The 25,849-nt window shown below is 39.4% G+C and carries 25 protein-coding genes; 19 read left to right on the top strand and 6 right to left on the bottom strand.

Annotation, left to right across the window (positions count from 1 at the left end; all coding sequences use genetic code 11):
- Positions 1 to 68: 68 nt before the first annotated feature.
- Both D0466_RS01990 and D0466_RS01985 read left to right on the top strand, forming a co-directional pair.
- A complete protein-coding gene (locus D0466_RS01990) occupies positions 69 to 587 on the top strand; it encodes a hypothetical protein (protein ID WP_142919873.1) in 519 nt (172 codons plus the stop codon).
- Between the two features lie 338 nt (positions 588 to 925).
- A complete protein-coding gene (locus tag D0466_RS01985) occupies positions 926 to 2,500 on the top strand; it encodes a glycosyl hydrolase family 28-related protein (RefSeq protein ID WP_117320895.1) in 1,575 nt (524 codons plus the stop codon).
- A 135-nt stretch (positions 2,501 to 2,635) separates the two neighbouring features.
- On the opposite strand, the gene D0466_RS01980 is transcribed toward D0466_RS01985, so the two are convergent.
- Positions 2,636 to 2,899, bottom strand: coding sequence for a DUF2533 family protein (locus D0466_RS01980; RefSeq protein ID WP_117320894.1), 264 nt, complete (start codon positions 2,897 to 2,899; stop codon positions 2,636 to 2,638).
- A 161-nt stretch (positions 2,900 to 3,060) separates the two neighbouring features.
- Between D0466_RS01980 and D0466_RS01975 the strand changes: the two genes are divergently transcribed.
- The 3 genes from D0466_RS01975 to D0466_RS01965 all read left to right on the top strand — a co-directional run bounded on the left by D0466_RS01975 (position 3,061) and on the right by D0466_RS01965 (position 5,684).
- Positions 3,061 to 3,957, top strand: coding sequence for a DNA polymerase domain-containing protein (locus D0466_RS01975; protein ID WP_233522502.1), 897 nt, complete (start codon positions 3,061 to 3,063; stop codon positions 3,955 to 3,957).
- A 62-nt stretch (positions 3,958 to 4,019) separates the two neighbouring features.
- The gene (locus D0466_RS01970) at positions 4,020 to 4,373 is read left to right on the top strand and encodes a hypothetical protein (protein ID WP_117320893.1); all 354 of its coding nucleotides are present in this window, start codon (positions 4,020 to 4,022) and stop codon (positions 4,371 to 4,373) included.
- Positions 4,374 to 4,997: 624 nt separating this feature from the next.
- A complete protein-coding gene (locus D0466_RS01965) occupies positions 4,998 to 5,684 on the top strand; it encodes a hypothetical protein (RefSeq protein WP_117320892.1) in 687 nt (228 codons plus the stop codon).
- Positions 5,685 to 6,416: 732 nt separating this feature from the next.
- On the opposite strand, the gene D0466_RS01960 is transcribed toward D0466_RS01965, so the two are convergent.
- Positions 6,417 to 6,614, bottom strand: coding sequence for an aspartyl-phosphate phosphatase Spo0E family protein (locus tag D0466_RS01960; protein WP_117320891.1), 198 nt, complete (start codon positions 6,612 to 6,614; stop codon positions 6,417 to 6,419).
- Positions 6,615 to 6,936: 322 nt separating this feature from the next.
- Here D0466_RS01960 and D0466_RS01955 point away from each other — a divergent pair, with 322 nt between their 5' ends.
- Entirely contained in the window at positions 6,937 to 7,314 is a 378-nt protein-coding gene (locus tag D0466_RS01955) for an acyl-CoA thioesterase (RefSeq protein ID WP_158555781.1), read from the top strand.
- 93 nt (positions 7,315 to 7,407) lie between these two features.
- Positions 7,408 to 7,674: a DUF1292 domain-containing protein gene (locus tag D0466_RS01950; protein WP_117320889.1), complete on the top strand. Its 267-nt coding sequence runs from the start codon at positions 7,408 to 7,410 to the stop codon at positions 7,672 to 7,674.
- A 99-nt stretch (positions 7,675 to 7,773) separates the two neighbouring features.
- Here the strand turns inward: D0466_RS01950 and D0466_RS01945 are convergent, their stop codons facing one another.
- From D0466_RS01945 to D0466_RS01935, 3 genes are all read right to left on the bottom strand, one after another.
- Entirely contained in the window at positions 7,774 to 8,349 is a 576-nt protein-coding gene (locus D0466_RS01945) for a hypothetical protein (protein ID WP_117320888.1), read from the bottom strand.
- A gap of 18 nt (positions 8,350 to 8,367) precedes the next feature.
- Positions 8,368 to 8,934, bottom strand: a complete 567-nt coding sequence (locus D0466_RS01940; protein WP_117320887.1) for a membrane-spanning protein — start codon at positions 8,932 to 8,934, stop codon at positions 8,368 to 8,370.
- Between the two features lie 840 nt (positions 8,935 to 9,774).
- Positions 9,775 to 9,984 carry a hypothetical protein gene (locus tag D0466_RS01935; protein ID WP_117320886.1) on the bottom strand — a complete coding sequence of 70 codons (210 nt, stop codon included), beginning with the start codon at positions 9,982 to 9,984 and terminating at the stop codon, positions 9,775 to 9,777.
- Between the two features lie 230 nt (positions 9,985 to 10,214).
- Between D0466_RS01935 and D0466_RS01930 the strand changes: the two genes are divergently transcribed.
- From D0466_RS01930 to D0466_RS01875, 12 genes are all read left to right on the top strand, one after another.
- Positions 10,215 to 10,790: a GNAT family N-acetyltransferase gene (locus D0466_RS01930; RefSeq protein ID WP_117320885.1), complete on the top strand. Its 576-nt coding sequence runs from the start codon at positions 10,215 to 10,217 to the stop codon at positions 10,788 to 10,790.
- 443 nt (positions 10,791 to 11,233) lie between these two features.
- Positions 11,234 to 11,545, top strand: a complete 312-nt coding sequence (locus D0466_RS01925) for a hypothetical protein (protein ID WP_117320884.1) — start codon at positions 11,234 to 11,236, stop codon at positions 11,543 to 11,545.
- A gap of 488 nt (positions 11,546 to 12,033) precedes the next feature.
- A complete protein-coding gene (locus D0466_RS01920; protein ID WP_117320883.1) occupies positions 12,034 to 13,239 on the top strand; it encodes a TetR/AcrR family transcriptional regulator in 1,206 nt (401 codons plus the stop codon).
- A 387-nt stretch (positions 13,240 to 13,626) separates the two neighbouring features.
- A complete protein-coding gene (locus tag D0466_RS01915; protein ID WP_117320882.1) occupies positions 13,627 to 14,415 on the top strand; it encodes a crotonase/enoyl-CoA hydratase family protein in 789 nt (262 codons plus the stop codon).
- Between the two features lie 226 nt (positions 14,416 to 14,641).
- Positions 14,642 to 16,132, top strand: a complete 1,491-nt coding sequence (locus D0466_RS01910) for a class I adenylate-forming enzyme family protein (RefSeq protein ID WP_117320881.1) — start codon at positions 14,642 to 14,644, stop codon at positions 16,130 to 16,132.
- 47 nt (positions 16,133 to 16,179) lie between these two features.
- Entirely contained in the window at positions 16,180 to 17,322 is a 1,143-nt protein-coding gene (locus tag D0466_RS01905; RefSeq protein WP_117320880.1) for an acyl-CoA dehydrogenase family protein, read from the top strand.
- Positions 17,323 to 17,670: 348 nt separating this feature from the next.
- Positions 17,671 to 19,227, top strand: coding sequence for an acyl-CoA synthetase (locus D0466_RS01900; protein ID WP_233522501.1), 1,557 nt, complete (start codon positions 17,671 to 17,673; stop codon positions 19,225 to 19,227).
- A 799-nt stretch (positions 19,228 to 20,026) separates the two neighbouring features.
- A complete protein-coding gene (locus D0466_RS01895; protein WP_117320879.1) occupies positions 20,027 to 21,178 on the top strand; it encodes a thiolase family protein in 1,152 nt (383 codons plus the stop codon).
- Positions 21,179 to 21,248: 70 nt separating this feature from the next.
- Positions 21,249 to 22,019 (top strand): 3-hydroxyacyl-CoA dehydrogenase, encoded by a 771-nt coding sequence (locus D0466_RS01890; protein WP_117320878.1) that lies wholly within the window; start codon positions 21,249 to 21,251, stop codon positions 22,017 to 22,019.
- Between the two features lie 609 nt (positions 22,020 to 22,628).
- Positions 22,629 to 23,156, top strand: coding sequence for a YfiT family bacillithiol transferase (locus D0466_RS01885; protein WP_407675615.1), 528 nt, complete (start codon positions 22,629 to 22,631; stop codon positions 23,154 to 23,156).
- Positions 23,157 to 23,522: 366 nt separating this feature from the next.
- Positions 23,523 to 23,732, top strand: coding sequence for a hypothetical protein (locus tag D0466_RS01880; RefSeq protein WP_117320876.1), 210 nt, complete (start codon positions 23,523 to 23,525; stop codon positions 23,730 to 23,732).
- Between the two features lie 116 nt (positions 23,733 to 23,848).
- Positions 23,849 to 24,283, top strand: a complete 435-nt coding sequence (locus D0466_RS01875; protein WP_117320875.1) for a S1 domain-containing RNA-binding protein — start codon at positions 23,849 to 23,851, stop codon at positions 24,281 to 24,283.
- Between the two features lie 526 nt (positions 24,284 to 24,809).
- On the opposite strand, the gene D0466_RS01870 is transcribed toward D0466_RS01875, so the two are convergent.
- A complete protein-coding gene (locus D0466_RS01870; protein ID WP_117320874.1) occupies positions 24,810 to 25,730 on the bottom strand; it encodes a hypothetical protein in 921 nt (306 codons plus the stop codon).
- Positions 25,731 to 25,849 lie beyond the last annotated feature (119 nt).

Genomic DNA, 25,849 nt, shown 5'->3' with positions numbered 1-25,849 from the left:
TCGTATTTAATAAATAGGATTCATGAGGCTTTTTAGCAAGCACATAGAAGAAAGAGCGGGTGAACATTGTGGGGGAAAAGAGAGAAAAAGACAACCCAAAAGGGTTAATAATGCTGCTTATTGTTTTGGCGCTTGTATTTATCGGTATTCCCATTGCACATTCCAACAGTGAAGAACATCATGGACGGACGGTATACTCCACCAGCTGGAGCGAGGAAAAAGCTGGGGCAATTACGGCTATTGACCGTGTGGAGCTTTACCGGACAGAGAAAATCGTAGATGGCGGTTATGATCATGAACTGGCAGTCTCCTTCAGGATTGAAAACACAACAGGACACAGCATTTATGCTACTCCCGAAGAAGGAATGTTAATTATCGGAAAAGCACAAATGAATGCCGATCCCTCAACAAGTGATAACTTTGGAGGGGAGATTTTGAGCGGTGCTATAAGCGAAGGTAAAGTTCGGTTCCAGCTTAAAGATAATATCGATCTTTCAGCTATAAAAAAAATCCGCTTATCCTGGAACCAGTCTCATGGAAAAACAAACAGCGAAAAATATGATATAACCGTCAACCTGGAAAAATAGTGATCTTCAGCACAGTAATTTAAAATGAATGATGGAATAACCTGCCCTCCCAATGTTTTTTTCATCATGTGAACCACGGAAATGCCTTACAATCAAAGCTGAAAGTTTGCTCCATCTCCCCCAACAAGAAAGCTACGCTACCTATGCCGATAAAGTTCAGGTGTAACTGTTTCTTAGGTTGACTTATTTTCTAAATAAATAGTAATGAATGTTTACCTTGGTCATATGCATCTAGTGCATATGTTTTTTATTTTCTAATTCAAATCATGGAATTCGGTTACGTGCCTCATAAATAGGGAATATTCCGAGTAAGGATAAAACGAGGTGAAGAACCAACCATGATATATTTAGGCAGAAACCACGACCCCCAAAATAACAGGGAATTAATAGAAAGAATTACTGGAGTAAACAAACGTAAATTCAAGGGTGTACTGGAACAAACTGACCGCCTTTTTATGAAATACAGCAGGAATTATCTGTGGCCGTCCGCTTTTTCTATCAAATCTGTGTTAACAGGCATTAAAAAAATTGGCGTTTTTCTTTTTGTCAAAAATGCAAGTGGATATCCTGCAAGGATGGGCGCCACGTCCGTAAATCAGGAGGGCACCGTTTATCCTGAGTGGAAATCGCTGCTGGACCAAGAATCAGGACACTTGCTAAACAAGATTTCAAGGGAAGTATCGATAACCGACTTCGGCGCGGTTGGTGATGGTGTGACAGATGATACCGATGCTTTCAAGAAGGCGATAGCAAAAGGAAGGGTAAAGGTAATCATTCCAGAAGGTATCTTTGTAATAAAAGGGTTAAAACTGCCCTCGTTCACTTTGTTGGCCGGCGCAGGGAAAGGAAAAACCATTCTTAAACTACATGATGCGGCCCCTAAAGGAGAATGGATCATAACAAATGCGAATCATGTAAAAGGAAATCGTAATATACGTGTAGAAGGCATGAGTTTGGATTGGAATGTAGAAAGGCTTGGCAACGAGGAATATACCAGCCGTGGGAACAATCGATCAAGCTGTTTGACGTTGGCGAATGTGACCTTTGGCTGGGTGAAGGATGTTGAAGCGATAAATCCAGGACTGCATTGTTTTGACGTTTCCTCGACCCTGTACACCTATCTGGGGGACGGAACCCGCAGCCGGGGCGGCAGCAAATATATTTGGCTTGATAACTTAAACGGCCATGGGTTTGGGGACGATGGAATCACCACCCACCATAGCGACAATATCTTGATTACAAATTCCCACATGTGTGACCCCAGCGGAAGAGCCCATAAAAAAGGGTTTTCCAATTCTAATGGAATCGAAGTGGATGACGGTTCCAGGAACGTGTGGCTTGTGGGTAATTCTACAACTCGATGCTTTGGAGGCGTAGAAATTAAAGCACACCATAATGCTTCGGCCGCTTCGAACGTACAAATCATTGGGCATTTGTCTGTGAATGACAATCGCTCGTACAATTTCCGGCATATAGGGCACCATAAACTGAATGACCCTGAGTCGAAAACCGCCTTTAATATTAAAGCTACGAATATCGTCTCCATCGCTCCCGTCTTCACAGATTTATATGTGAATTCCACTCCGCGCGGCATGGTGGTTTCCGCTTATAAAAATGTGGCTGTCAACGATTTTACGCTCATTGGGGATCCAGAATATGACTACAAAGGGGAACCGGTTATCGCGATTCAATACCGGGCAAGAAACGTAGTGTTCAATAACATCAAAATCAGCGGCTTTAAAAACGCGGGTGCTTATATCAAAATATTTGGCGGCAGGCAGCGGGCAGATTATGTCGCGCTACAGAACGTTGAAGCCGATGATGCTGCAAAACCAATCGAGATTGGTGCTGGGATTGACAATGCCAGTGTACAGCATATTTACACCGATGATAAGAATAACATTTTGGTGTAGAAACACAAAAGGGGAATCGCCGGCAGGCGATTCCCCTTTTTGGGAGACAGTAAAGAAAACAATTCTCTCTGGTACTTAAGACCATCTCTTTTTCCCGCGTTCCAATGCCGCCAATATGCGGTTTTTCTAAGCAATTTATCTAGAAGAGATTTTGTTTACATATTCTTCAATCATTTGGCCGGTTACATTTTTCCTTGAAGGAACTACCCTCAATTTCGCAAGCAAATTTATTCTATCGGTCACTTCATTAATTTTCGCGGTTGTAAAGGATTTACCTTGCTGGCACAATAAGACTGCTTCCTGGATATACCGCTCCCTTTCCTCATCAAGCGCAAGAAACTGTTTATATGTTTGATGCTGTTTATTGGCATGCTTAATTAGATCTTTATGTACACTCATTCTGCGTCCACTCCTATTTTTTGGGGAAATGCTACCTTATATCATACCAATTTTTTATTCGCGCGTTAAGAGAAAAAACAATTTGGCTGCGTTAAAAGCATTACTTGCTACATAGTTTCCGCTGATTCCACTGAAAATATGGATAGACGGGGGGCATAGCAGTGGAAGAAATAATTATTGATGAAAAACGGATTCCCATAACAAATCCGGAACAAATGATTTGGGCTGATTTAGGGATTCGAAAATTAGATTATTTACTATATTTAGCTGAAATATCACAAAGTCTTCTCCGGCATTCACAAGATCGTTTGTTAATGATGTGGGTATATCCCCATGGAATAAAAGGTAAGAGAATTGAGAAACGATCGCTTCCATCCAGCGCACCTCTATGGATACCAAGTACTTTTTATAAGGAAAAACAACGGATGTTATTAAATGACACAGCAACACTTATTTGGGCTGCCGATTACGGCGCCTTGGAATTTCACGTTCCATTTGATAGCGTTAAAAAAGAACATTACCCGCTGGAGCTTGCCTTCGATTTAGACCCGCCAAATGATGAAAGCTTCGAACTGGTATTGGAAGTAGCATTTGAATTGAAGCGGGTGCTGGATTCGCTTGGACTTCAGGCTATACCAAGGACTTCCGGGTCAACCGGCATGCAAATTTTTGTGCCGATTGCACCTATATACACCTTTGAACAGGCAAGGAAAATGAATACATTCATTGCGAATTATTTTCTCGAGAAATTGCCTGGAAAAATCACATTGGAACGGGTGGTTTCGAAAAGAGGGAAGAAGCTTTATTTCGACTACTTACAATTATGGAAAGGGAGAACAATGCCAGCCGTATATTCTGCCCGGGCCAAACCAAACGCTACCGTCGCTGCACCGGTTACCTGGGAAGAAGTCCAGAAAGGTTTTTTGCCAATCGATTTTACGATTCTAAATATGAAAAAACGAATCGAACAAAAAGGGGACCTGTTTTCTGTTATTACATCAGAAAAGCACACCCAAAACCTGGATGAGATCCTTTCATTTATTGAAAAAGCCTTGTAATGGCATGTAATCAGTCAAATTTGCTAACCTCTGGAATATCATTTTCATAAGAGGTGATGTAAATGGAAAATAACACAAATGTTTGTTATTACTGTAAAAAACTAGTGACATTTATTGCCGACACATGCCCAAATTGTGATAAACCCAAAAAGTTTATTTTCGAAAAGGCCATTCAGGCAAGAAAGGCTGAAGAATTAAAACAAAAAGATCAGTGGAATAAAAAGGAACTGACAAGATTGCGGAAACTAAAACTAAGCCCGGTACAATGGGAATACATCAAAGCCATTTCTCCTACCGAGCATGAAATGAACAAATTGGGGGCTCACGGTTGGGAATTGGCTGCTACTCACTCTGTCAAACTAAAAGAGGATGAGTACATACAGGAATTTATTTTTAAACGCATCTACAAACAATGAATGGTTTCCAATGCGTTAAAAAATGGCCGAAAATGGTTAAAACGATTATAAAAAGGAAAAAAGATGGGAGCGAAAGGCATAATGGAAAAAGCGCGGATTAAGAGATATTGTGAACATTGCCGGTCCGAAACAGTCCATGAGGCAGAAGAAGATGTCCTTGAAATAGAATACCGATGTACAATTTGCAATAAACATCAAGAAATTATTAAGACTTTTTTTTAATAAAGAGAAATAGGCCCATTGAAAGCTCTATGGGACCAAAACACCAAATCCCTCTCATGTAGCTTATTAATGAACTGTTCTGCTTTAGATATAGGACCCTGGCTCTGGCCTCTTTTCTTTTTGGGGAAAACTAACAATTCTATATATACAACTCAATTTCGTACTACTTTGCAGATTATTTTAAAAGTTTCAAACAGTATTCCGTGCATGAACCAATACCCATGCCCACGGCGAGTTCAAGTAATGAATCTGAATTATAATACAGCTGATAACGTACATCTCGAAGTCCAAGTCTCCCCGTCTAACCTGTCATAAAACATATTCCCACCATATGGAACGGGGAGAATCTTCGCTTACAGGAAATAATAAGAGCGATCACCTCGAAAGGAAGGGATGGCTAGCATGTCGTTAGAATGGTTTGACAGAGTAAGCGGCGAACTTCAGGATAGTCTGGAATCAATCTGTGATAAATATGATCAAAACGGCGGTATGTCGATTGAGCGCGGTGCGAAGCATCCGAGAATTGAATTTTACACAGAAGGCGAAGATATCGATAGGGAGTATTTTTGCACACTGTTTTTTGACCCTCATAATGAAGAATTTTATATGGAAGCCTTTGAACCAGACCTTGGCCAGATCAGCAAAGTGGTCTTGACCGATATAGAGGATATCGTCGATGCTGTCCATGAACGCTTTCATGATTATGTGAATGGTGACAGTGTGGAAGAAGATTTAATTGATGAAGAATATGTGGATGAAGGACTGTATATGGAAGAAGAGGAATTGCGCGATCTGGATGACCGCGGCGAAATACAGCTGTTGGAGGAAATCGATGTAGACTGGGAAACCCCTGAAGTAACTGCATTTTATCAAGAAAATGATGTGGAAGTGACCTATCAGTTCGGCATTGTACAAGAAACCGGGGATGGCGTCCTTAAGCGCGTAAACCGGATTTGGACGGATGATGATGATATGATCAGGGACGAGACGAACTTCATTTTCAGCAAGGAAGAAGCAAGCACCATTATAGCGATGATTGCCAGTCATATGGATTCTCTTACGGAAATGGATTACCAGGGGGAAGTCTAAGCTTTCCTACATTTTGGAAAATCCTTCTCTAAAAGACGAAGACAGACACGCTGCCCGAACAGAAAGTTTGTTACACAGGTGTTCCAACAGGATGGCGGTTTCCTTTCCGATAAAAAAAGAACAATCCATTCTGAACTGCACCCCAATTGCTAAAAATTGGGGTGCAGTTCATTCGGTAACCGCTCATTCAAATAGCGTCCTAATTGACTAACCTAAAATAACTTGCCAGCGACACGATTCGCCCCGGAATAATGTGGTCAGACCCCCGGTACGTTAACGTGTTAACATACCAGGGGCCTGACCCCTTCTTCAATTTTAATTACTCTTATTACGCCTTAGCTTCCTCAAAAGATGCACGCCGGCAATACCAGCCAAACATACCGTTCCAATCAGAAAAACACCAGCATACAAGAGAAAGAAATAAACCGCCAAATACAAAACGAGGTTCTCTTCCATATTCTTACCGCCTTTCATAATAGAATATGAATAAGCATCAAAATGGAAGCGGCTACAATGGACGTGAATACCAATTCAAAGAATGTTTTGGAAGGATTTTAGGGATTAAAATGCAGTCACTCCTTAATGAATTAAGCAATGTGGGGATATAACGAACCTTGTTAGACGGGGAAAAGATTGAAAGGGAGTTTGGTTAGACAGTGATAGCTTTCACTAAAGAGGACATTCTTTACTGTCTAACCAAAGGGGATTTTTCATTTGTGTTAATAATCAATTTCACACATTTACCTTCTCTCTCTTATTGTGTTCAGCTTTACTGCTATTCTTTTGATAGTCTGTGATTAGCTTGTCCAGTTTTTGACTGCAATTGAGAGTTTCATGGCTGTTCAAGCCGGTTGCTTCCACGATGCGGATTAAATCCTTTTTTAGCTGCTTAATCCTAACTTCTAATTGATCGTTTGATGTCAAAAACATAAAAAATTTCCCCTAATCATCGATTTTTTCTTTAACCGTTTACTGCAATAAAACTCTTGGACATAAACTACATTATGCAGAAAATAATTAGTAAATGGAAGGGATGTGACAAATCTTCCTATAAAATGACAAATAAACCAAAAAATCTATATTTTTTCTCTATGCACACGCTGCGGGAAGGAATTTACCAGTCATATGCGAACTACAGTGGTAAGCATTCTAGGACTGTAAACCAGTCTTATTTTTAGAAAAGAAGGTGCCATCATAATGACTTATACGGTACTTGAACTCGCAGCCAATTCGGGCCATGGCCACGTATGCTATGTTACACTTATTGGCTATTTGCACCAGGCACGCAAATAATGGTACTACTTGTATATTTAATCAAGTTGAAGCCGTAGTGGTACATATTAGTATGGATTATAAAAAGGAAGTCTTTGATAAAGAAAAGCTATGGATAAAAACATGGATCAATCGCGTTGGAATCACGAGCTTTTCCTTTTTGCAGACTATAATCAACGAGAAACAGGAGCTGGTTGTCCAAGCCGAAGCCATCCTCGCCACAATTGACCGGGAAACACGGTTTAAGGCTACAGTAACCAATGAAGTACGCAAGCTGATGGAACAAAAGTCAGCTTTGGATTATCAACATCTGCTCTCATTAGACAATGTTAAGTGTCCACAATCTCTTCGGCAGTGATTAGAAAAATTGCTTTTAACGCATGAAACCCATTGGTTTTGGGAAGATAATGATTAGTAATATCAGTCCAATGTTTGGGGAGGAGTATATACCATGGAAAAAGTTGAAGTAGGCGAAATCTTTACGATCAGCGATGAAAATGACGAAGAGCAGGAAGTTGAAGTTCTGGCGATGTTAACGATCGAAAATACAGATTATGTAGCAGTCAGCTTTGTCGAGGACCTTCAGCAAGACAGTGAAGGTGATATTGATATCTTCTTTTTAAAGGTGGACGAGGAGGGCGATTTGTCAGCAATAGAGAGCGACGGGGAATTTGAGAAAGTCTCTGCCGCGTTTGATGAGATTTTGGAAGAAGATTGAGATTTAGCCAGGATTAAGAAGGCGTAATTAAAAAGCCAGCGGGGCATCCCTCTGGCTCTTAACAATCGAAGGTTCTTTGACCTGGTTAGGCCCAAAGATTCATTTTTGCTTTAACTTCAGCCTGGTACGTATCCCTGACCAAATGGCAATCACTAGACCCCCTGCAGTATCAGCCACCAAATCAGTCATGGTATCTTTATTTCCCCCCCCTTGCAAGGTCATATCGAATAATTGGTCCGAGGTAAATTCATAAAATTCCCATAAAACCCCTCCAAAAACTGCAAAAGAAAGGATGAAAAGAAAGACAAACCAAGGTGATATTCCTTCGCCGGCACTTCTATGAGCCAATCGTTCATATAACGCAACTCCAGTAAATGCGAGCAGGGCACCGCTCAAAAAGTGCAGGAAGATGTCCCACCAGCCTAATCCATACCAACCTAAAATTGATCCTAAAAATTGTGAACAGAATAAGAAAATTAAATAGGATATGACCAGTGGCAGATTGAATTTCAGTTTGGTAAACAGGCTTAATAAAAGGGGGATGGCTCCACAAACAATCCCGCCAATTGCTACAATCGCTTTGAAAGATTCTTCGTCCACATAAAACTTTATAGCTAATGCTGCCATGAAAAGCACATAAATGAAGCTCAACGCAAAAACTAGCTTGCGTTTCATTTTTTCACCCCTTACCTGTTAAACTCTCTCTTTTTTGATGAACGCATAGATAGCAATGAGAAGACCACCTGCAAAACCAAAGATCAAGTCATACATCGTATCTTTGTTTCCGCCTCTTTGCATAGTATGTGTTACATACAGATCCCCTATGAACTCATATATCTCCCAAAAAACGCTTGAACACACTGCAAGTGAAAGGACAAACAGGAAAATGATCCACCGTGAAATGCTTTTTCGTAGTTTTTCGGGAACCCATAATTTATATAGAGCAATGCCAATAAAAGCTACGAGTATTCCTTTGAAAAAATGAATCGAAGTGTCCCACCACTTGAAAGTAACATAGAAATTTGCTATTGAACCCAAATAAGTCGTACAAAAAATCGAAGCATAATAACCTAAAATGATCGGAATATTAAACGGATTGCTTCTTACAAAAAGCAATAAAATTGGCAGGGAGCTTACCACGATTCCGCCAATTGCAACCTGCCAGCGGGATGTATCGTGTTTGGTGAAATAATAGAAGAATAAGCCAGCCATAAAAAGGATAAAAACCACACTAAAAATCAAAATGACTTTGCGATTCATAGTAGCCACTCACAGTCTTAGGATATAGTAAAAATAACAACGCCTGCTCAACTGTGCTATTTGAACCAAAAAAGGATTTCTTTTATTTTGCACAAGAGCCCCACAAAATGATGGAATGGCAACAAAAAATGGAAACAGAGTGCATAATGACATGGAAAATTGGCAAATAGTATTACGCCAAAGTCTGCAGCCACTCCTGCAAAGCCGGATATTGGAAAGGCGAATTCTTGTTTCGGGTATACCTTTCATCAAAGCCGTTTGACTCTTTTCTAATATTTGGCTTTGCCCCTTATTTTTATTCCTAAAAAAGACAAAAGGGCTAGCGGAAAAGAAAATGTCAAAGCATCCACGGTTTTACCTGAAAATCTTATAGAAGCAGTACATGCAAAAAATTCTTTCATTACTAAAACCAAATCACCTATTTTAGCCTGAAATGATGAAGGGCACAAATAAAAAATTACCATAGCAGCCAGTGGTGATACACTAATGGGAATACAGAGGGCATTATCTTGTGAATATAAAAAAGGTATCTGTGTAATCTATAATAATGCGTTAATTCTGTAATTAAAGGGGCGGCAAAAGATGCTTTTATTAAGAGAGGAAATTACAGTCGCCGGCACAGCCAAAATTGTAATCAGAATATAATCTCAATGGATAAGCTGCATAATTTTATTAGCCGATAATCTGGGACAATTTCATATAAAGACCCAATAAAAGCAGAAAAAGCCGCAAATTAGCAGTTTTTTATTTACGACAGCCTTATGTTGTTTCTTCCTGGAAGTGCCGAAAATTCATCCAATTCCAACGAGCTTACATAATAGAACACGCAAAAAAGTTTTATTAGTCCCTCTGGTGTTTTCCCTTCAAAGAAGAGGTAGCGCCCCTATGTCCTTCTTCTTTTTTAAAGCCTTTATCCAGCCTTCCCGCATTTTCAATATCCCTGGTTGCTTCGTAACCGGCAAATGGTTCATTGGAAGTCGTTCCGTACATGCCCATCCCTCCAAGTTCAACATTGAACTTTTCTTCCACCTTATCAGTATTACGGTCCATTTTCTCACCTCCTACAAATAAGGTAACCAAAAAAATAAAAAAATATGGTAAATCTCGTTATAGAAGATGTAAATTTAATAAAATATCAGTTGGAAATGGCATGAAATGAATTTGATAGGGAAAATTTAAAGGGTATGAAATATCGAAATTCAAAAAATACATTCCCGTCAAGAATCTCCTATTGGCTTAATGCGAGAGGGGACAGGAGAATTTATAAAAGGAGCACGCTCATGCATTGGTACGAAAAGTTAAATCAGTACTTTCCAGTTGAAGAGATGAAATCAAGGGAACATATGGAATCCTTACTACAAGAACGGTCAGATATTTATCAAAAAGATGAAAGCCCTAATCATGTGTTACTGTATGTTGAATTAGACAATTTTGTGTTTGTGGATTATCTATTTGTTTCAAAAAATGCCCGAGGACAGGGCCTTGGCCATAAATTAATAGAAAAATTGAAACGAAAGGGGAAGCCGATCATACTTGAGGTAGAACCAGTGAATTACGAAGACAGCGATTCAGAAAAAAGGCTGCATTTTTATAAACGCGAGGGATTTCAGCATGCCGCTTCCATCGGTTATAAGCGAAAATCGCTGGCAACGCAAGAAAATAATAAAATGGAAATCCTGTTTTGGGCGCCGAATGAAGAATCAGAAAAAATGATTTACGATGCCATGAAAAAAACATACGAGATGATTCATACCTATAAGGATCAGGAATTCTATGGCGAATCATATCAGCCGGTGAATGAGGTTCTGACCTTTGATAAAGAAGCTGATAATGAAAATATATTGGATAAGTTATGACGGATTATCCAGACGGTCTAAATCCCCAATGTGGGCATTAAACTTCCCCAAAAAACGCGCACCACTTTGAGTACGGAATGGGGGACAGTGACAATCATTGGGGCATTTTATTGGTTAGACACCATTTTCTCTATTTAGCAGGAGCTGTGCTTTTTTCTTTAGTTTTGTTTGATCAATTCCTGTTCAATTCCGTTCATTATGTCAAATGCTCCTAATGATTTGTTTGAGCTTACAACAACGTTGAGGGATGAATCAGGGAAAAAGGCAGAGCACCCATTTAAGTTACTAAAACTCAAAATAATAGATTAAGAAAGATTGGAATATACTTTGATTTAAACGTATAGTATATAGTTAAAACAGCAAGCGGTATGGATGGGTCTGACGACAAAAAATCACTGGATAGTTATAGAATAATAATCCTGGAAAAGGGAGGGGGAGACAAAATGAATGTAGTAACTATTTTGAAATGGGTTACAGGTGGCCTGGAAGCAATTTTAGGCATTCCTGTGTTAGGTGGAACGATCGTTATCGGAATGGCTTGGACACCATTAATAGCAATGTTAATTTTACATATCATAACTTTAGTATTTTGCGCACGAAACAATGAAAAAAAGCACGGAAGCATTCTGGGCATAGTAACGTCTTGTATCGCATGGATTCCGGTTGTCGGGATGATACTTCATATCATAACTGCTATTTTCCTTATGGTAGATGCAGCCACAAGCAATAAGGATTCCATGAAAAGGGAAGTATGATCCATTTAGTGTCGTTCTAAATATGAATGGCACTTTTTTAATGGAAGGAAAGAAAACTTATATCTTTTTCACTAATTGAACTAATTTTAAAAAAGTAGTGTGTTGGTTTATAAAAATCCGTTACAATGGAATATAGGTGGCTCCTGCCCAAATTCAGCGTATAAGATGAATCTATAATGTTCAAAAACCGAACTTCTTCAATTGGTATATGGATTATAGCTATAAATCTTTTTTTCTACTGCATCGTACTTCTTTTTATCATGAATATCCCCCGAAAATTTTCAAATAATCAAACATCTTGTAACATAAAACCATTTTCCATGAAAAGCGACATGCGAATGGCCATTGCTTACTTACTAAGAAAGGCATGGATCATAATGTACAGAATAATTCATCACTAACGTATATACGAACACAATTATTAAGTAACAAAGTGATATCTGGTTTGGTTAAGAAGTAAATGTAAGCTCCCGAAATGAGGTGTTCGAATGGCTTTGAAAATAGATCAACGGAAAATTAAAACAAGATCCCGTTTGAGAAATGCCCTTCTTTCCCTGCTCCGTTATCATAAATTCGAAGATATAACATTGACCAAAATCTCAAAGCACGCTGAAGTGAACCGTGTAACTTTTTATAGCCATTACCATGATAAATATGAATTATTAGAGGATGTCATTGACAATACATTAAAAGGTTTTCAAGAATCGGTGATTGGTATACCGAAAAAGGGAGGAATCCATGGCAACCAAAAAGAGCAATCGATTTTGATGGCGATGCTCACATATATTCATGACCATTCACTTTTCTTCAAAACGATGCTTAGTGAAAGAAGAATACCAGGTTTTATCCCGCTATTTATCAGTTGTATTGAAGAAACCTATAAGCATTTTCTTCTATCTGACAAGAAAATCATTGATCTCGAGATATATCGAAAGTATGTAACATCTGCTACGATAGGGCTCATATCTTACTGGATTAAAACAGAAATGAAAGATTCACCGGCTTATTTGGCTCAACAATTTATCAACCTCCAAAACATAAACCCACCAAATATGTTATTTATTAATCTCTTAAACCAGCCCAAAGCACAGGTTTTACGTACAGAAGATCGCAGAGTACAAAGGTCAAGGCAGAATTTACAGGATGCGCTGCTTTTATTAATTAATGAAAAAGGTTATGAAGCTATAACGATAACGGACATTTGCAACAAAGCGAACTACAACCGAGCTACTTTTTATGCCCATTATAAAAATAAAATGGAGTTAGCTTCTGAATTGATGGATGAAAAAATCCTAGATTTGCTGCACTTCATGAACACGCCTTTACCCAAAGATCGTACACAACAAGGTGATAATAAGTTTCAAGCAATTGAACAAATCTTTTACTATGTAGCAAAACAAGAAGTTTTCTTTAAAGTTATGTTTTCTGGCCGGACTGTCCCCGGATTTTTAGCGAAATTAAGATGTCAATTGGGAATGTTTTTTCAAAAGAAATTACATTCATGTATGCATGGATTGGGCCCAGAATGTACAAACCTTGAAATCTTGATCGACTGCATCACATTTTCCATTATCGGGACGGTTTCTTACTGGGTGAGATGTGGAATGAAACTGCCTCCTGCATATATGTCAGAACAGGTAATATTAATCCTGAACCATAATTCGAATGATAGAGAAATTTTTAAAGAAAATTAAACGGACGGATCCAGTTTCCCCCTATTTATCCCGTTGGTTAAAAAAAGGGCAGTTTTTTTACAAAATGCTATATATATGTATAATAACGAACAGTATATAAATTATTGTAAGTTGTAAGTTCTTAAGAGGCATCTTATAATTTTCATATACTGAATATTCTGCCAAGTTAACAATAAACCTGGACGTTACTCATAGCATCGTCCAATGACGTTAAAGGGTAAAAAACTATTATTTCCCTGAAATTAAACGGAAATAGATTGTATTTTAGTAATAACTATTCCTTTTACAGCCAAAGAATTTGAGTATTGGATGACAATAAGTCTTTCCAATCCTATAGATTGATTATGCATGTTTTGATCAACACATCATTTATAATGGAGGAATTTCATGAATTACAAAGCAATTACATTTGAAAAAAGAGACAAAATTGCCATTATTACCTTTAATAGACCCGAGGCAATGAACTCAGTCAATAGCCAGTTATGGTTGGAGACGGGAACTGCCCTAAAGGAATTTGATGGGGATCCAAATCTTTGGGTGGCCATATTAACCGGTTCTGGTGAAAAGGCGTTCTCAGCGGGGGCTGATTTGAAAGAAATAGCCGCTGGCGGAATCAAAACAACTGAAGAGATGAAGGAATGGGGCTTTTCCGGAATTGTAAAAAATCACATCTCTAAACCAATTATCGCAGCTGTAAATGGTTTTGCTCTTGGTGGCGGATCAGAAATTGCGTTAGCCTGTGATTTAATTGTTGCATCCGAAAAAGCATCCTTTGGTTTACCCGAGGTAAAGCGGGGGCTTATCGCAGCTGCTGGGGGACTATTGCGTTTGCCAAGACAAATTCCTCTTAAAGTAGCTATGCATGCAATCCTGACTGGTAAAAGTATCTCCGCAGAAGAGGCAAAACAGTGGGGATTAGTGAATGAGGTCGTTCCTCACGGCCAAGTTCTTGAGGCAGCGATCAAACTGGCAGAAGAAATCACTGAAAATGCTCCACTGGCTGTTAAAGCCAGTAAGGAAATCGTTTACCATGGTTTAGATTCAACGATCAGTTTCCCGCCAGAAGCATGGACGTTCAATGACCAATACACCGCAGAAGTATTTGGCAGTGAGGATGCAAAGGAAGGACCCCGTGCATTTGCGGAAAAACGGAAGCCAAATTGGAGTGGTAATTAAATTTTATTTCACACATTTTCAATTATCATCGATATGTCTTGTATCTTTGGCATCCTATGCGATTACATATCCTTATCTTTATGGCATACGGATGAATGTAAGCGCTTAAAACCGAGCGAGATCCCTTGTTATCAAATACCTCAAAAATGGAAAGTCATCGAAAGTAAATGCCTGATTAAATGAGGAAAGAAAATCTTTAAAAAACCAAATCATAAGGAGGAAAACAATGAATATTTCTCAGTTATTGTTAAACTCGGCTCAAGCTAGACCGAATCATCCTGTGATTGTTTTTAAGGAACAAAGAATTTCTTATCAGGAGCTTGCAACAAAAGTAAAACAAAAAGCAGTTGGGTTTAGACAATACGGTATTCAAAACAATTACCACGTGGGACTAATGATGGGAAATAAGCCAGAATACATTGTCACCTACTTTGCTTTGTTATCAGTTGGTGCCATTGTGGTTCCAATCAACCCAACATTTAAAGAAAATGAAATTACTCATATTCTAAATGATTCGGAAGCAGTCGCATTAATTGTTGATGAGATCGGATTAACTGAGGTACAAAAAGCGGAGAAGGGCTTTTCTTCAGTAAATATGATTTTTTCGTTGCAGGATGCTGCCCCGTACGTTTCCTGGCATGATGTCAGCGGTGATGCTGAAGATTACTTTATCGAACAGAAAAATAAAGATGATTATGCCCAGATTATTTACACATCTGGAACCACAGGCAAGCCAAAAGGTGCCTTAATTACACATGGCAACTTGGAGTGGATGACGCAAACAAGTGTAAACATGTTAGAGCTTTCCAGTGAGGATAGGGTTCTGGTAGTTCTCCCACTATTCCATGCCTATGCAAAGCTGCAAGGATTACTTAACAGTGTAATAACAGGCTCAACCATATACTTAGAAGAGCGATTTATCCCAAATATTATTCTAGATCGAATTGCGAAAGAGGAAATTACGATTTTCCTAGGTGTTCCTACGATGTATACCATGTTTGTGAACCTCCCGCAAATCAATGAATTAGACTTCTCCCAGTTAAGAGTCGCTGGGTGTGGCGGTGCATCCCTGCCTGTAGAAATACTGGAAAAAGTCAATAAGGCAATGGGCGTAGATATTGGTGAGGGCTACGGCCAAACAGAAAGCACTGTTATGATCAGCTGTTTCCCGCCAAATTCCGAAAGGGTTCACGGATCGGTCGGTTACCCGCTGCCTGGCATAGAATTAAAAGTTATTGATCCAAATGGAAAAGAGGTACCAGCTGGCGAGGTTGGGGAAATCATTTTCAAAGGGCCGAATGCGATGAAAGGTTACTACAAAAAGAAACAAGAAACAAGAGAAACGATTAAGGATGGATGGATCTATACTGGAGATCTTGGCAAACAAGATGAACGCGGCCTTCTATATATCGTTGACCGCAAAAAAGATATGATTATACGCGGCGGATACAATGTGTATCCACGGGAAGTTGAGGAAGTACTTTACGGTCATCCAGATGTAGTAGAGTGTGCAGTGGTGGGTGAATCAGACCCGACATTTGGTGAGGAAATAGCTGCTTATGTAGTCGTGAAACAAGAAAAAACACCAGACGACATTATTACCTACTGTAAAGAGAAACTGGCACATTACAAGGTCCCAAGAAAAATATACTTTATGGAGGAGCTTCCAAAAACAACAACAGGAAAGATCCTAAAAACGCCATTGAAAAATAGATAGGATACAAGAATAGTAATAAGAAATGAAAATACAAAGGAGCTTTCATAATGAATAAACCATATTTTTCTGAGGAGCATGAAATTTTCAGAAAAGCTTTTAGAAAGTTTTTGGAGATTGAAGCTTATCCTTATTTTGAACAGTGGGAAGAACAGAAGCAAGTACCTAAATCATTTTGGAAAAAAGCTGGGGAACAAGGGTTTTTATGTCCATGGATTGATGAAAAATATGGCGGCTCTAATGCTGATTTTGGTTATTCAATTATCATCGCACAAGAATTGGATAAAGTAGGGTCGGGAGTAGGCATAGGCCTTCATAATGATATTGTCATCCCATATATCGATGCATTTGGCTCCGAGGAGCAAAAGCAAAGGTGGCTTCCTAAAGCTGTTAGCGGGGATATGATTTCAGCCATTGCGATGACTGAACCGGGAACCGGCTCTGATTTGGCTGGAGTGCAAACAACCGCCCATAAAGACGGGGACCATTACATTCTAAATGGAGAAAAGACCTTTATTACAAACGGTTATTCTGCCAATTTTGTGATCGTTGTATGTGTGACAGATCCAAATGCCACTCCAAAACACACTGGTATCAGTTTAATCGTTGTGGAAGAAGGAACACCTGGGTTTAGAAAAGGAAAGAAGCTTCGGAAATTGGGACAACATGCAAATGATACTTCTGAACTGATTTTTGAAGATGCAGTCATCCCGAAAGAAAATTTAATTGGTGAGGAAGGAAAAGGGTTCTACTACCTGATGCAAAAGCTTCAGCAAGAGCGCCTCATGCTTTCAATAGGGAGTATTACAGCCAGTAGGCATATGTTGGATATAACCGTTGATTATGTAAAACAGCGTACTGCCTTTGGAAGACCGATCAGTAAATTTCAGAATACCCAATTTAAGATTGCCGAAATGGCTACGAAAATCAAAATCGGTGAAACGTTCGTAGATCAATTAATAATGGACCATATGGCGAAAAAGAATGTCGTTAATGAAGTTTCGATGGCAAAATGGTGGCTCACTGATTTGGCCAAGAGTGTCGCCAGTGAATGTATGCAGCTTCATGGTGGATATGGCTATATGGAAGAATACGAGATTGCCAGGAGGTACAGGGATGTCGCCGTAGGCTCCATTTATGCGGGTACCAATGAAATCATGAAAACCATCATTGCAAAGAATATTGGATTATAACGCAACTATAGAGCAGGAGCTGTTCGTTCTACGGTGTTGCTCCTGTTACTCAATCTTAATTCAGCATAATTGAGCTCCGCAAAAACACCCAGTAGTGAACTGACTCCACTAATGTATGAACAACAATTAAATCTAAATTAATGGATACACTCTTTATTTTGTACCATTCTACACCTTACAATCTACTACTCTCAATTTCCTAATAAAGGGTTCCAATGTCTTTTTTTAGACTGAAAATTTATCTGCATGCACCTCTATCTTCAGTGTATAAACTCTGATCGTCCCCAAAGTTTAATCTTAATATGAATAGTATCCAGATGCTATATAAAGATTAAAGGAGTGAACGTATTGACTACGTCTTCTATCCATATGTCACGTCAATTATTAATGGGAGAATTGATAAGGAGATCAGCACATAAAGCACCAGATCTTTTGGCTTTTGTTTATGAAGAGGAAAGAATTACTTATCAGGAACTTGAAAAAAACACCCTTCATCTGGCTGGATGGCTTCAAGAAAAAGGAACCCGAATTGGAGAAAAAGTGGGAATCATTTCAAAAAATAATTTAGCATTTGTTGAAATAATATTTGGCATTGCGTTATCCGGAGGGGTAAGCGTGCCTATTAATTTTCGCCTGGTACCTGAAGAATTTGTCTATATAATCAACAATTCGGATACTAAAATTCTATTTATTGAGGAAGAGTACGAAGATGTAATTCAATCAATCCTTCCTAAGCTTTCCTCCATAGAACAAATTGTTGTAATTGGAAAACCCAAATTGAAGAACATGATTGCCTACGGATCAATCTTTCAAACTGAAACCACTTACAGATCAATACATGAACATGTAAGCGACGACGATGATTGCATGATTTGTTATACATCTGGTACTACAGGATATCCTAAGGGCGCAGTTTTGTCCCACAAAAACCTGCTGATGAGTGCGTTGAATAGTGTAGTGGATTCTAAAATTGATAGGGGCAATAAACAATTGGTCGTAACCCCACTATTTCATATAGCCGGAATAGGAAATATCCTTATCACTTGTACGGTAGGCGGCACCACATTCATTCATCATGAATTTAACCCGGTCAAAGTATTAAATACCATTCATAAGGAAAAAATAGATGGTCTTTTCCTGGTTCCGGCTATGTGGAACATTGTCATGCAAGTCCCTCATATCGATGATTATGATCTTACATCCGTTGTACGTTGTTCAACAGGGGCTGCCATTTGCCCAATCGAAATAAAAGAAAAAATCATGCAATATTTTCCTAACGCAGGTATCTTTGATGCATTTGGCCAAACCGAAATGAGCCCGACAACTACTTGCTTATTACCTCAAGATTCCTTGAGGAAAACAAACTCGGTAGGAAAACCTGTTTTAAATGTAGAAGTAAGGGTGGTAGATGATAACATGAACGATGTCCCAATAGGTGAAATTGGAGAAATTGTTTACCGTGGACCAACCCTAATGAAAGGATACTACAAAAATCCAGATGCAACAAAAGAGTCATTTAAAGGCGGTTGGTTTCACAGCGGCGATTTAGTTCGCATGGATGATGAAGGGTTTATTTATGTAGTGGATCGCAAAAAGGACATGATTATAAGCGGCGGGGAAAACATCTATCCTGCAGAAGTGGAAGCTGCTCTCTATAAACACGGTGACATTCTTGAAGCCGCTGTCATTGGCGTGCCAGACCAAGAATGGGGGGAAAGTGTGAAGGCTTACGTAGTCCTTAAGAAGGGTAAGGTCCTCACGGAGGAAGAAATTATTCAACATTGCAAGGAACAAATAGCCTCATATAAAAAACCTAAATTTGTAGAGTTTCTTCATGAACTTCCAAGAAATCCGTCAGGCAAAATTCTCAAGCGGGTTTTAAGAGACGTTTCCCATGTGAAATAAGTTAGCAGGCTAACGCCCAATCATTGACATTTACTGTTTGGCTTGAAATTTTATAGTTTGATATAGCGTGAAGAGAGAATTGGTTCATACAGACATTAAAAAACGATGTTAGATCTAAATGTTTTTTCGACTATTCATTTAAGGCATATTCCAAAAACACAGTATCTTACTGAAGTTTTAGCTACATATGGCATAGATGAGAAAACAGTAAAACAAGGATTACAGAACTATTAGGAATCGAATACCCCATTATTTGCGGAGGAATGTTTTAGGTTGGCCGGGCTAAGCTTGCTGCTGTGTCCGAAGCTGGGGGATTAGGATTTATAACATTCAAAACACAAGTAACTCCCGAGGGACTGCCAGGAAATGGACCGTCTTGAGCAGGAAGGTGCCACAAACGAACAATTACTTCCATTAATTACAGGGCAAAGGGCAAAATCCGTATATTTCGATGGTGATATTGACGGCGGTATTTGGTCATGACGGCAATCAGAAGGGCTTAAAAAAAGAATTCCTGCGAATTCGGGACCTGTTCCATCAAATGACTGATGTAGCTAATCAATCGCTGGAGTTTATTCGAAAAAGTCTATCTTCGCTTTCAACTGTTTAATTCAATCTTCTAATTTATAGAGAAAACACTAAAGGATAAGATAGTCAGTTTCGTAATATTACGTTCTACTTGGAAATATCTTGTCATATCTATTAAATTATGGATTACTGCGGGTACAAGGGTTCCACTTTCATATAGATACATTATTTATGATCCCAATAAATCCTAATATCAGGGAGGAATGTAAATATGCGTGAAGTAGTGATAGTAGAAGCTGTTCGTACACCAGTTGGAAAAAGAAAGGGAGCATTGAGCACCGTTCGTCCCGATGAAATGGCTGCCAAAGTCTTAAAGGAACTGGTTAAACGTGCCGGTATTTCTTCAGAAATCGTTGAAGATGTAGTGATGGGTTGTGTGTTACAGGTTGAAGAACAAGGATTAAATATCGCGCGCATAGCGGCATTAATGGCTGACTTCCCAATCCACGTTCCTGGGACCACCCTTGACAGACAATGCGGTTCTGGCCAACAGGCAATTCATTTTGCTGCACAGGCCATTTTGGCTGGAGACATGGATGTTGCTATCGCGGGCGGGGTAGAAAGCATGTCAAGAATCCCAATGGGCGCGTCCCGCCGAAACTCAACTTGGAGCGAAATTCTCACTTCCAGATATGAAATGATACATCAAGGTCTGTCTGCCGAGCGGATTGCTGAAAAATGGGGCTATAGCCGCCGTGAATTGGATGAATTTTCACTGGAGAGCCACGAAAGAGCTCTTAAAGCACAAGAGCAGGGTCGTTTCGAACGTGAAATTATGCCGATTGAAATTACATTGGAAGACGGAACACAAACAGTTGTTACACAAGATGAAGGACCACGGAGAGGATCTTCTATTGAAAAGTTAGCATCACTGCAGCCAGCTTTCAAGGAGGGTGGAAGAATCCATGCAGGGAATTCCAGCCAAATGAGTGATGGCGCAGCTGCTCTCCTATTAATGTCAAGAGAAAAAGCAGAAGAATTGGGGCTTAAACCGAGATTTCGTATCGTTTCTCGTTCAGTGGTGGGTTCAGATCCAACTCTTATGCTGACTGGCCCAGCGGAAGCCTCCAGGAAAGCTCTATCAAAAGCAGGACTTACGATTGAAGATATGGATACTTATGAAGTGAATGAAGCTTTTGCGCCGGTACCCATGTTATGGAGGGATGAGTTGAAAGCGGATCCAAAGAAACTTAATCCTAATGGCGGGGCCATCGCATTAGGGCATCCACTTGGCTGTTCAGGAGCCCGCCTTATGGTGACGATGATGCATGAACTTGAAAGAACAGGAGGGCGTTACGGACTTCAAGCCATTTGTGAAGGCGGCGGGATGGCTAACGGCACGATCATTGAAAGAATAAGCTAATTTTTATTCTAAGGATGAAATAATTAATCATCATTAAATTTTTCCACTAATGAAAAAAGGAGATTATATCATGCAAATTAAAGGGAGTGTAGCAGTTGTAACCGGTGGAGCATCCGGACTGGGTGAAGCCACAGTTACACGAATAGTAGAAAATGGGGGACGTGCAGCAATTCTTGATTTACAGGAAGAGAGAGGAGCTGCCTTGCTCGAGAAGTTAGGCTCTGATAAAGTGTTATTTTTAAAAACAAATGTTACAAGCGAGGAGGATGTCCAGTCAGCAATCAATCAAACCATTGAAAAATTTGGGGCAATCCATACTGCCATTAACTGTGCGGGAATTGGAGCTGCACAAAAGACTGTTGGCAAAGAAAAACCCCATGATCTGGGCATTTTTACAAGGGTTATTCAAATTAACCTTATTGGTACATTTAACGTAATTAGGCTAGCCGCGGAGAGGATGATACAAAATACTCCAAATGAAGAAGGGGAGAGAGGAGTCATTATTAACACCGCTTCCGTAGCAGCATTTGAAGGACAAATGGGGCAAGCAGCCTATAGCGCATCAAAAGGAGGCATTGTGGGAATGACTTTGCCTATTGCCCGTGACCTTGCAGCACATGGGATTCGTGTCTTGACTATAGCTCCAGGACTAATGGATACTCCATTATTAGCCGGAGCGCCTGAAAAAGTCCGGAATGCCTTAGGGGCAATGGTGCCATTTCCACAAAGATTGGGTTATGCATCCGAATATGCCATGTTAGCACAAAGTATCATAGAGAACCCAATGCTAAATGGTGAAACCATTCGTCTCGACGGTGCCATTCGTATGCAGCCGAGATAAAAATAGAAATTTTCATAAAAAATCCTGTTAAAAACTTTTTAAAAGAATTGTAATCAAGGGTTGGGTTTAATAGCATGATATAAACAACAAAAAAGCCGGTTAACAGCTGGCTTTTTTGTTATGTGCCCTGCACAAAATTTGTAAGGGAAATGTTTTTTCAAGTAATTTGACACCGGAAAATGGGTTTCAAATAATTTTCCTTTAAACAATACTGGCTGAACGATTTCAGGCACGAATTTCCATGTTGTAGCGTCCTTGGATTGATTCCATGATTGATGACCTGATCTTGCACAAATGGTGCACACTGGATGCTTGAACTCATCTAAGACAAATGATCGATCGTTAGCCGTTAAAAAGTCGCCATAGAGCTTTAAATTAATTGCGTAACTAGTCAAGGTGTTTACAGAAGACGAACATGTAAATGATAAAAAAACGGAAACCAATCAAACTAGAAGATTAGGTAAAAAGGACAAGTATAATTTAGGTGGTCTTTTAAAATAAGCAAAATAAAATATAAGATTTTAGCTGCTTTTGAAGCAGCTTTTCTTGTTCCACTAAAAGGTGTTAAAGGATTTAAAAGAAATGAGGTCGAAATAGAAATTTTGGACCATTTCAAAATTAGTTAGCCGAAAAAATATAAGGGATTTTAGATTTGATGGTGAGATTACTATTAGTGTTACAAATGGTTGGATAAATGAGATTGAAGATTTACCAAGGTTATTAAGAGGTGCTGTAAAAGGCTTAGACAATAAACAGCTTGATACACCATATCGTTCAGGAGGGTGGACTGTTCGACAAGTAATACATCACCTTACGGATAGTCATATGAATGCCTATGTTCGCTTTAAATTGGCTCTTACGGAAGAAAAACCTGTAATTAAGCCTTATGACGAAGCGAAATGGGCTGAGCTTTCTGATTATAAATTACCAATTGATATTTCCCTATCACTGCTCGAAGCCTTGCACAAACGCTGGACAAACCTTTTACGAAATCTAAGTCCTTCTGATATGGAAAAGATATTTATTCACCCAGATTCAGGTGAAGTTTCAGTAGGTAAAAATATAGGAATCTATGCTTGGCACGGTCGACATCATCTTGCACATATTACTTCATTGTGTAATCGTCAGGGTTGGTAAAGGACTTTGTGAAAGATTGTATTTAAAGCAACGGGTGCTTGAGTATAAGATCCTAGCTGCTTTTAAAGCAACTTTTCTTGTTCCACTAAAGGGGCAGGATAGTAGAAGAGTATATGTATAAACAAAAATAAATAAGTTTGGAAGTGTATTTTGGTGGTTAATTTCTACCTTAGTGTAACTTATTACACATTTAGTAGAAGATCCAAAGCTGCTTTTCTTCAGCTTATTCTTATTGTACAAAGGGGCAGATTAGTTTAACATGTTATAATCAGGAACTTAGAGTAATTTCGACTTTTACTAATAATTGAACGGATGCCAAAAAAGCCTCCGCAAGCCGCAAGCGATAAAATATGGAGGTGTAAGAGAATGAATAAACGATGGACAATTGCTAAAATCAAACAATTTGTTGAGAACAATTCGGAAAGTAAATTGCTAACAACGGAATATCACGGTTTTTCTCAAAAGTTACTATTTAAATGTGCATGTGGTAGCAACTTTGAAAAAACATTTACGAAATTTAAAAATAATAACCAACGTAAATGTGACGTATGCCAACCGCCACAACCGACACGATAGCGAATAAACGAAAATAAACAATGATTCTGCTCTAAAGTATCAAATTTGATATTACAACCTTTAATACTTTGTTATAATAAACTGTTATTAACATATCGAGGAGGAACAGTATTTTAATGTCAATTGAACTAGGAAGTAAGGTACAAGGTAAAGTAACAGGTATCACTAATTTTGGAGCCTTCGTAGAATTACCTGGAGGAACAACAGGTCTTGTGCATATCAGTGAAGTTGCTGATAGCTATGTAAAAGATGTTAATGATCATCTGAAAATAGGCGATATGGTTGAAGTAAAAGTGATGAGTGAGAAAGACGGTAAGGTTGCATTGTCAATCAAGCAAACCATAGATAAACCTGAAGGACAATCTTCTTACAAGCAACGTCCTCGCCCAACTCAAGGAAGAGGGAATGATCGTTCTAAGGGTAACTTTAAACCACGAGAAACCTTTGAAGATAAAATGTCTCAATTTTTAAAGAGTAGTGAAGAGAGCTTGTCTTCTCTAAAACGTAACACTGAAGGAAAACGAGGAGGAAGAGGAGGAAGACGTGGTTAACTTACTGCGTTTTTATTTCTTTATCATATAGATAAAGGCGAGACTATAAACTGGCTTGCCTTCTTTAATGTGTTGTAATTAAATTAATGCTAAAAATCTTGAGGGTGTACAATAACGTGGACTAGTGCCGAACTCACTACTGGAAACGATGAATAACTAGCGGTTTCGCTTAATCTGCTTTTTTGGTGGTATACATTGGTTTTGGAACGCAAATAATCATAAGAAATCGTAAGGACGCCAGCCGACGTCCTTTTTTCAAATCATGTACATTTTGGATTTGATAGAGACGTCTGACCTTTTCCATTCCTTTTTCAGCAGTATAAGCCTTAAATTATTGCCATTTTTCTTATATATCAACAGAGCCATGTAACAGAGCCAAACAAAAACCAGTGATCAGTCACTGGTCGAAAGGTAGTCTATAGCACGAATGTACGTTTATGTTGTTTTATTCACCGTTGCCATTAGGGATATAGATAAATGGACCCATGGAATATGGTGTGTTATTCTAAGATTGCTGTGCTGTTGATTATTGGTCACCAGATGTTGCACTGTCTGGCGGAACTGGAACAGGCTGTGGCCCCGGTTGCGGCTCAGGTTCAAGCGTGCCTGGTTTACCGTTGATTGGCCCGCCTTCCAGAGGGGGAATAGGTGTGTTTGGATTAGGGATAGTTCCGCCGGTTGACGGGCTGCCATTCACTTCCGGCAGCGTCGTGTTTACAGGAGTTTTACTCGGTGATGAATTATTGGCTGCATCAGATGCACGGACCGCACTTTCTAACTGAGCGGCCTTAGTGTTAGCATTTTCTAATTCCTTTGCAAGGCGTGCATTTTCATCTTCCAGATTCTTTTTATCAGTTTCCAGTTTTTTCTTGTCGCTTTCTAGGCCTGCGATTACTTGTTCCTGATTCGCAACGTCACCCTGCAGTCTTTCAACGTCATTTTTTGCAGCTGTGAGTTGGCTGGTTAAATCTGCGACATCCTTCGTTAACTTTTCCACAGTTGCCTGTGCTTGGTTCCGCTCTTGTGTCAGAGCAGTGATTTGGGTTGTCTTGTCGGCACTTTCTTTCTTGAGACGGTCAATTTCTTCCTCTAGATTTTTAATTTTTCCATTTAGAGCCGTGATTTCTTGTTGTTTGGCATTGATTTGGCCGCCTAACGTAAGGATGGTCTGGCTTTTAGTGGCGATTTGGCCGTTAGCAAGGCCGATCTTTTGTGCGGCTGCTTCCCTTAATTGGTTGACGGCTGCTGTTAGATCGCTTTCTTTTTGTTTGTACGACTCCACCTTGCCGCTTAGGCTTTGGATCCTTGTTACGGCTGAGTCTATTGAGCTGCTGCCAGTAAAACTAATGACGCCATTGCTGGCTGCAGCAGCCACTCCGCCCCCGATTACCCCTATTGTCAATACCGACACTGCGACCTTGCCTTTTACCGTGGACAAAAACTTCATAACTTTTTCTCCCCTCGACCTCATTCCGGTCTATGTAATATGTTTATATTTATGCGTGTGTACGCTAAATACCAATACATGAAGTTCTTTTTAAAGATCACCCTTGTTCTCAAAAAAGA

Source organism: Peribacillus glennii (assembly GCF_003429105.1).
GTDB classification, from domain to species: domain Bacteria; phylum Bacillota; class Bacilli; order Bacillales; family DSM-1321; genus Peribacillus; species Peribacillus glennii.
Note: the sequence above shows the minus strand (reverse complement) of the source record. Positions and strands in the feature narration are given on the sequence as shown.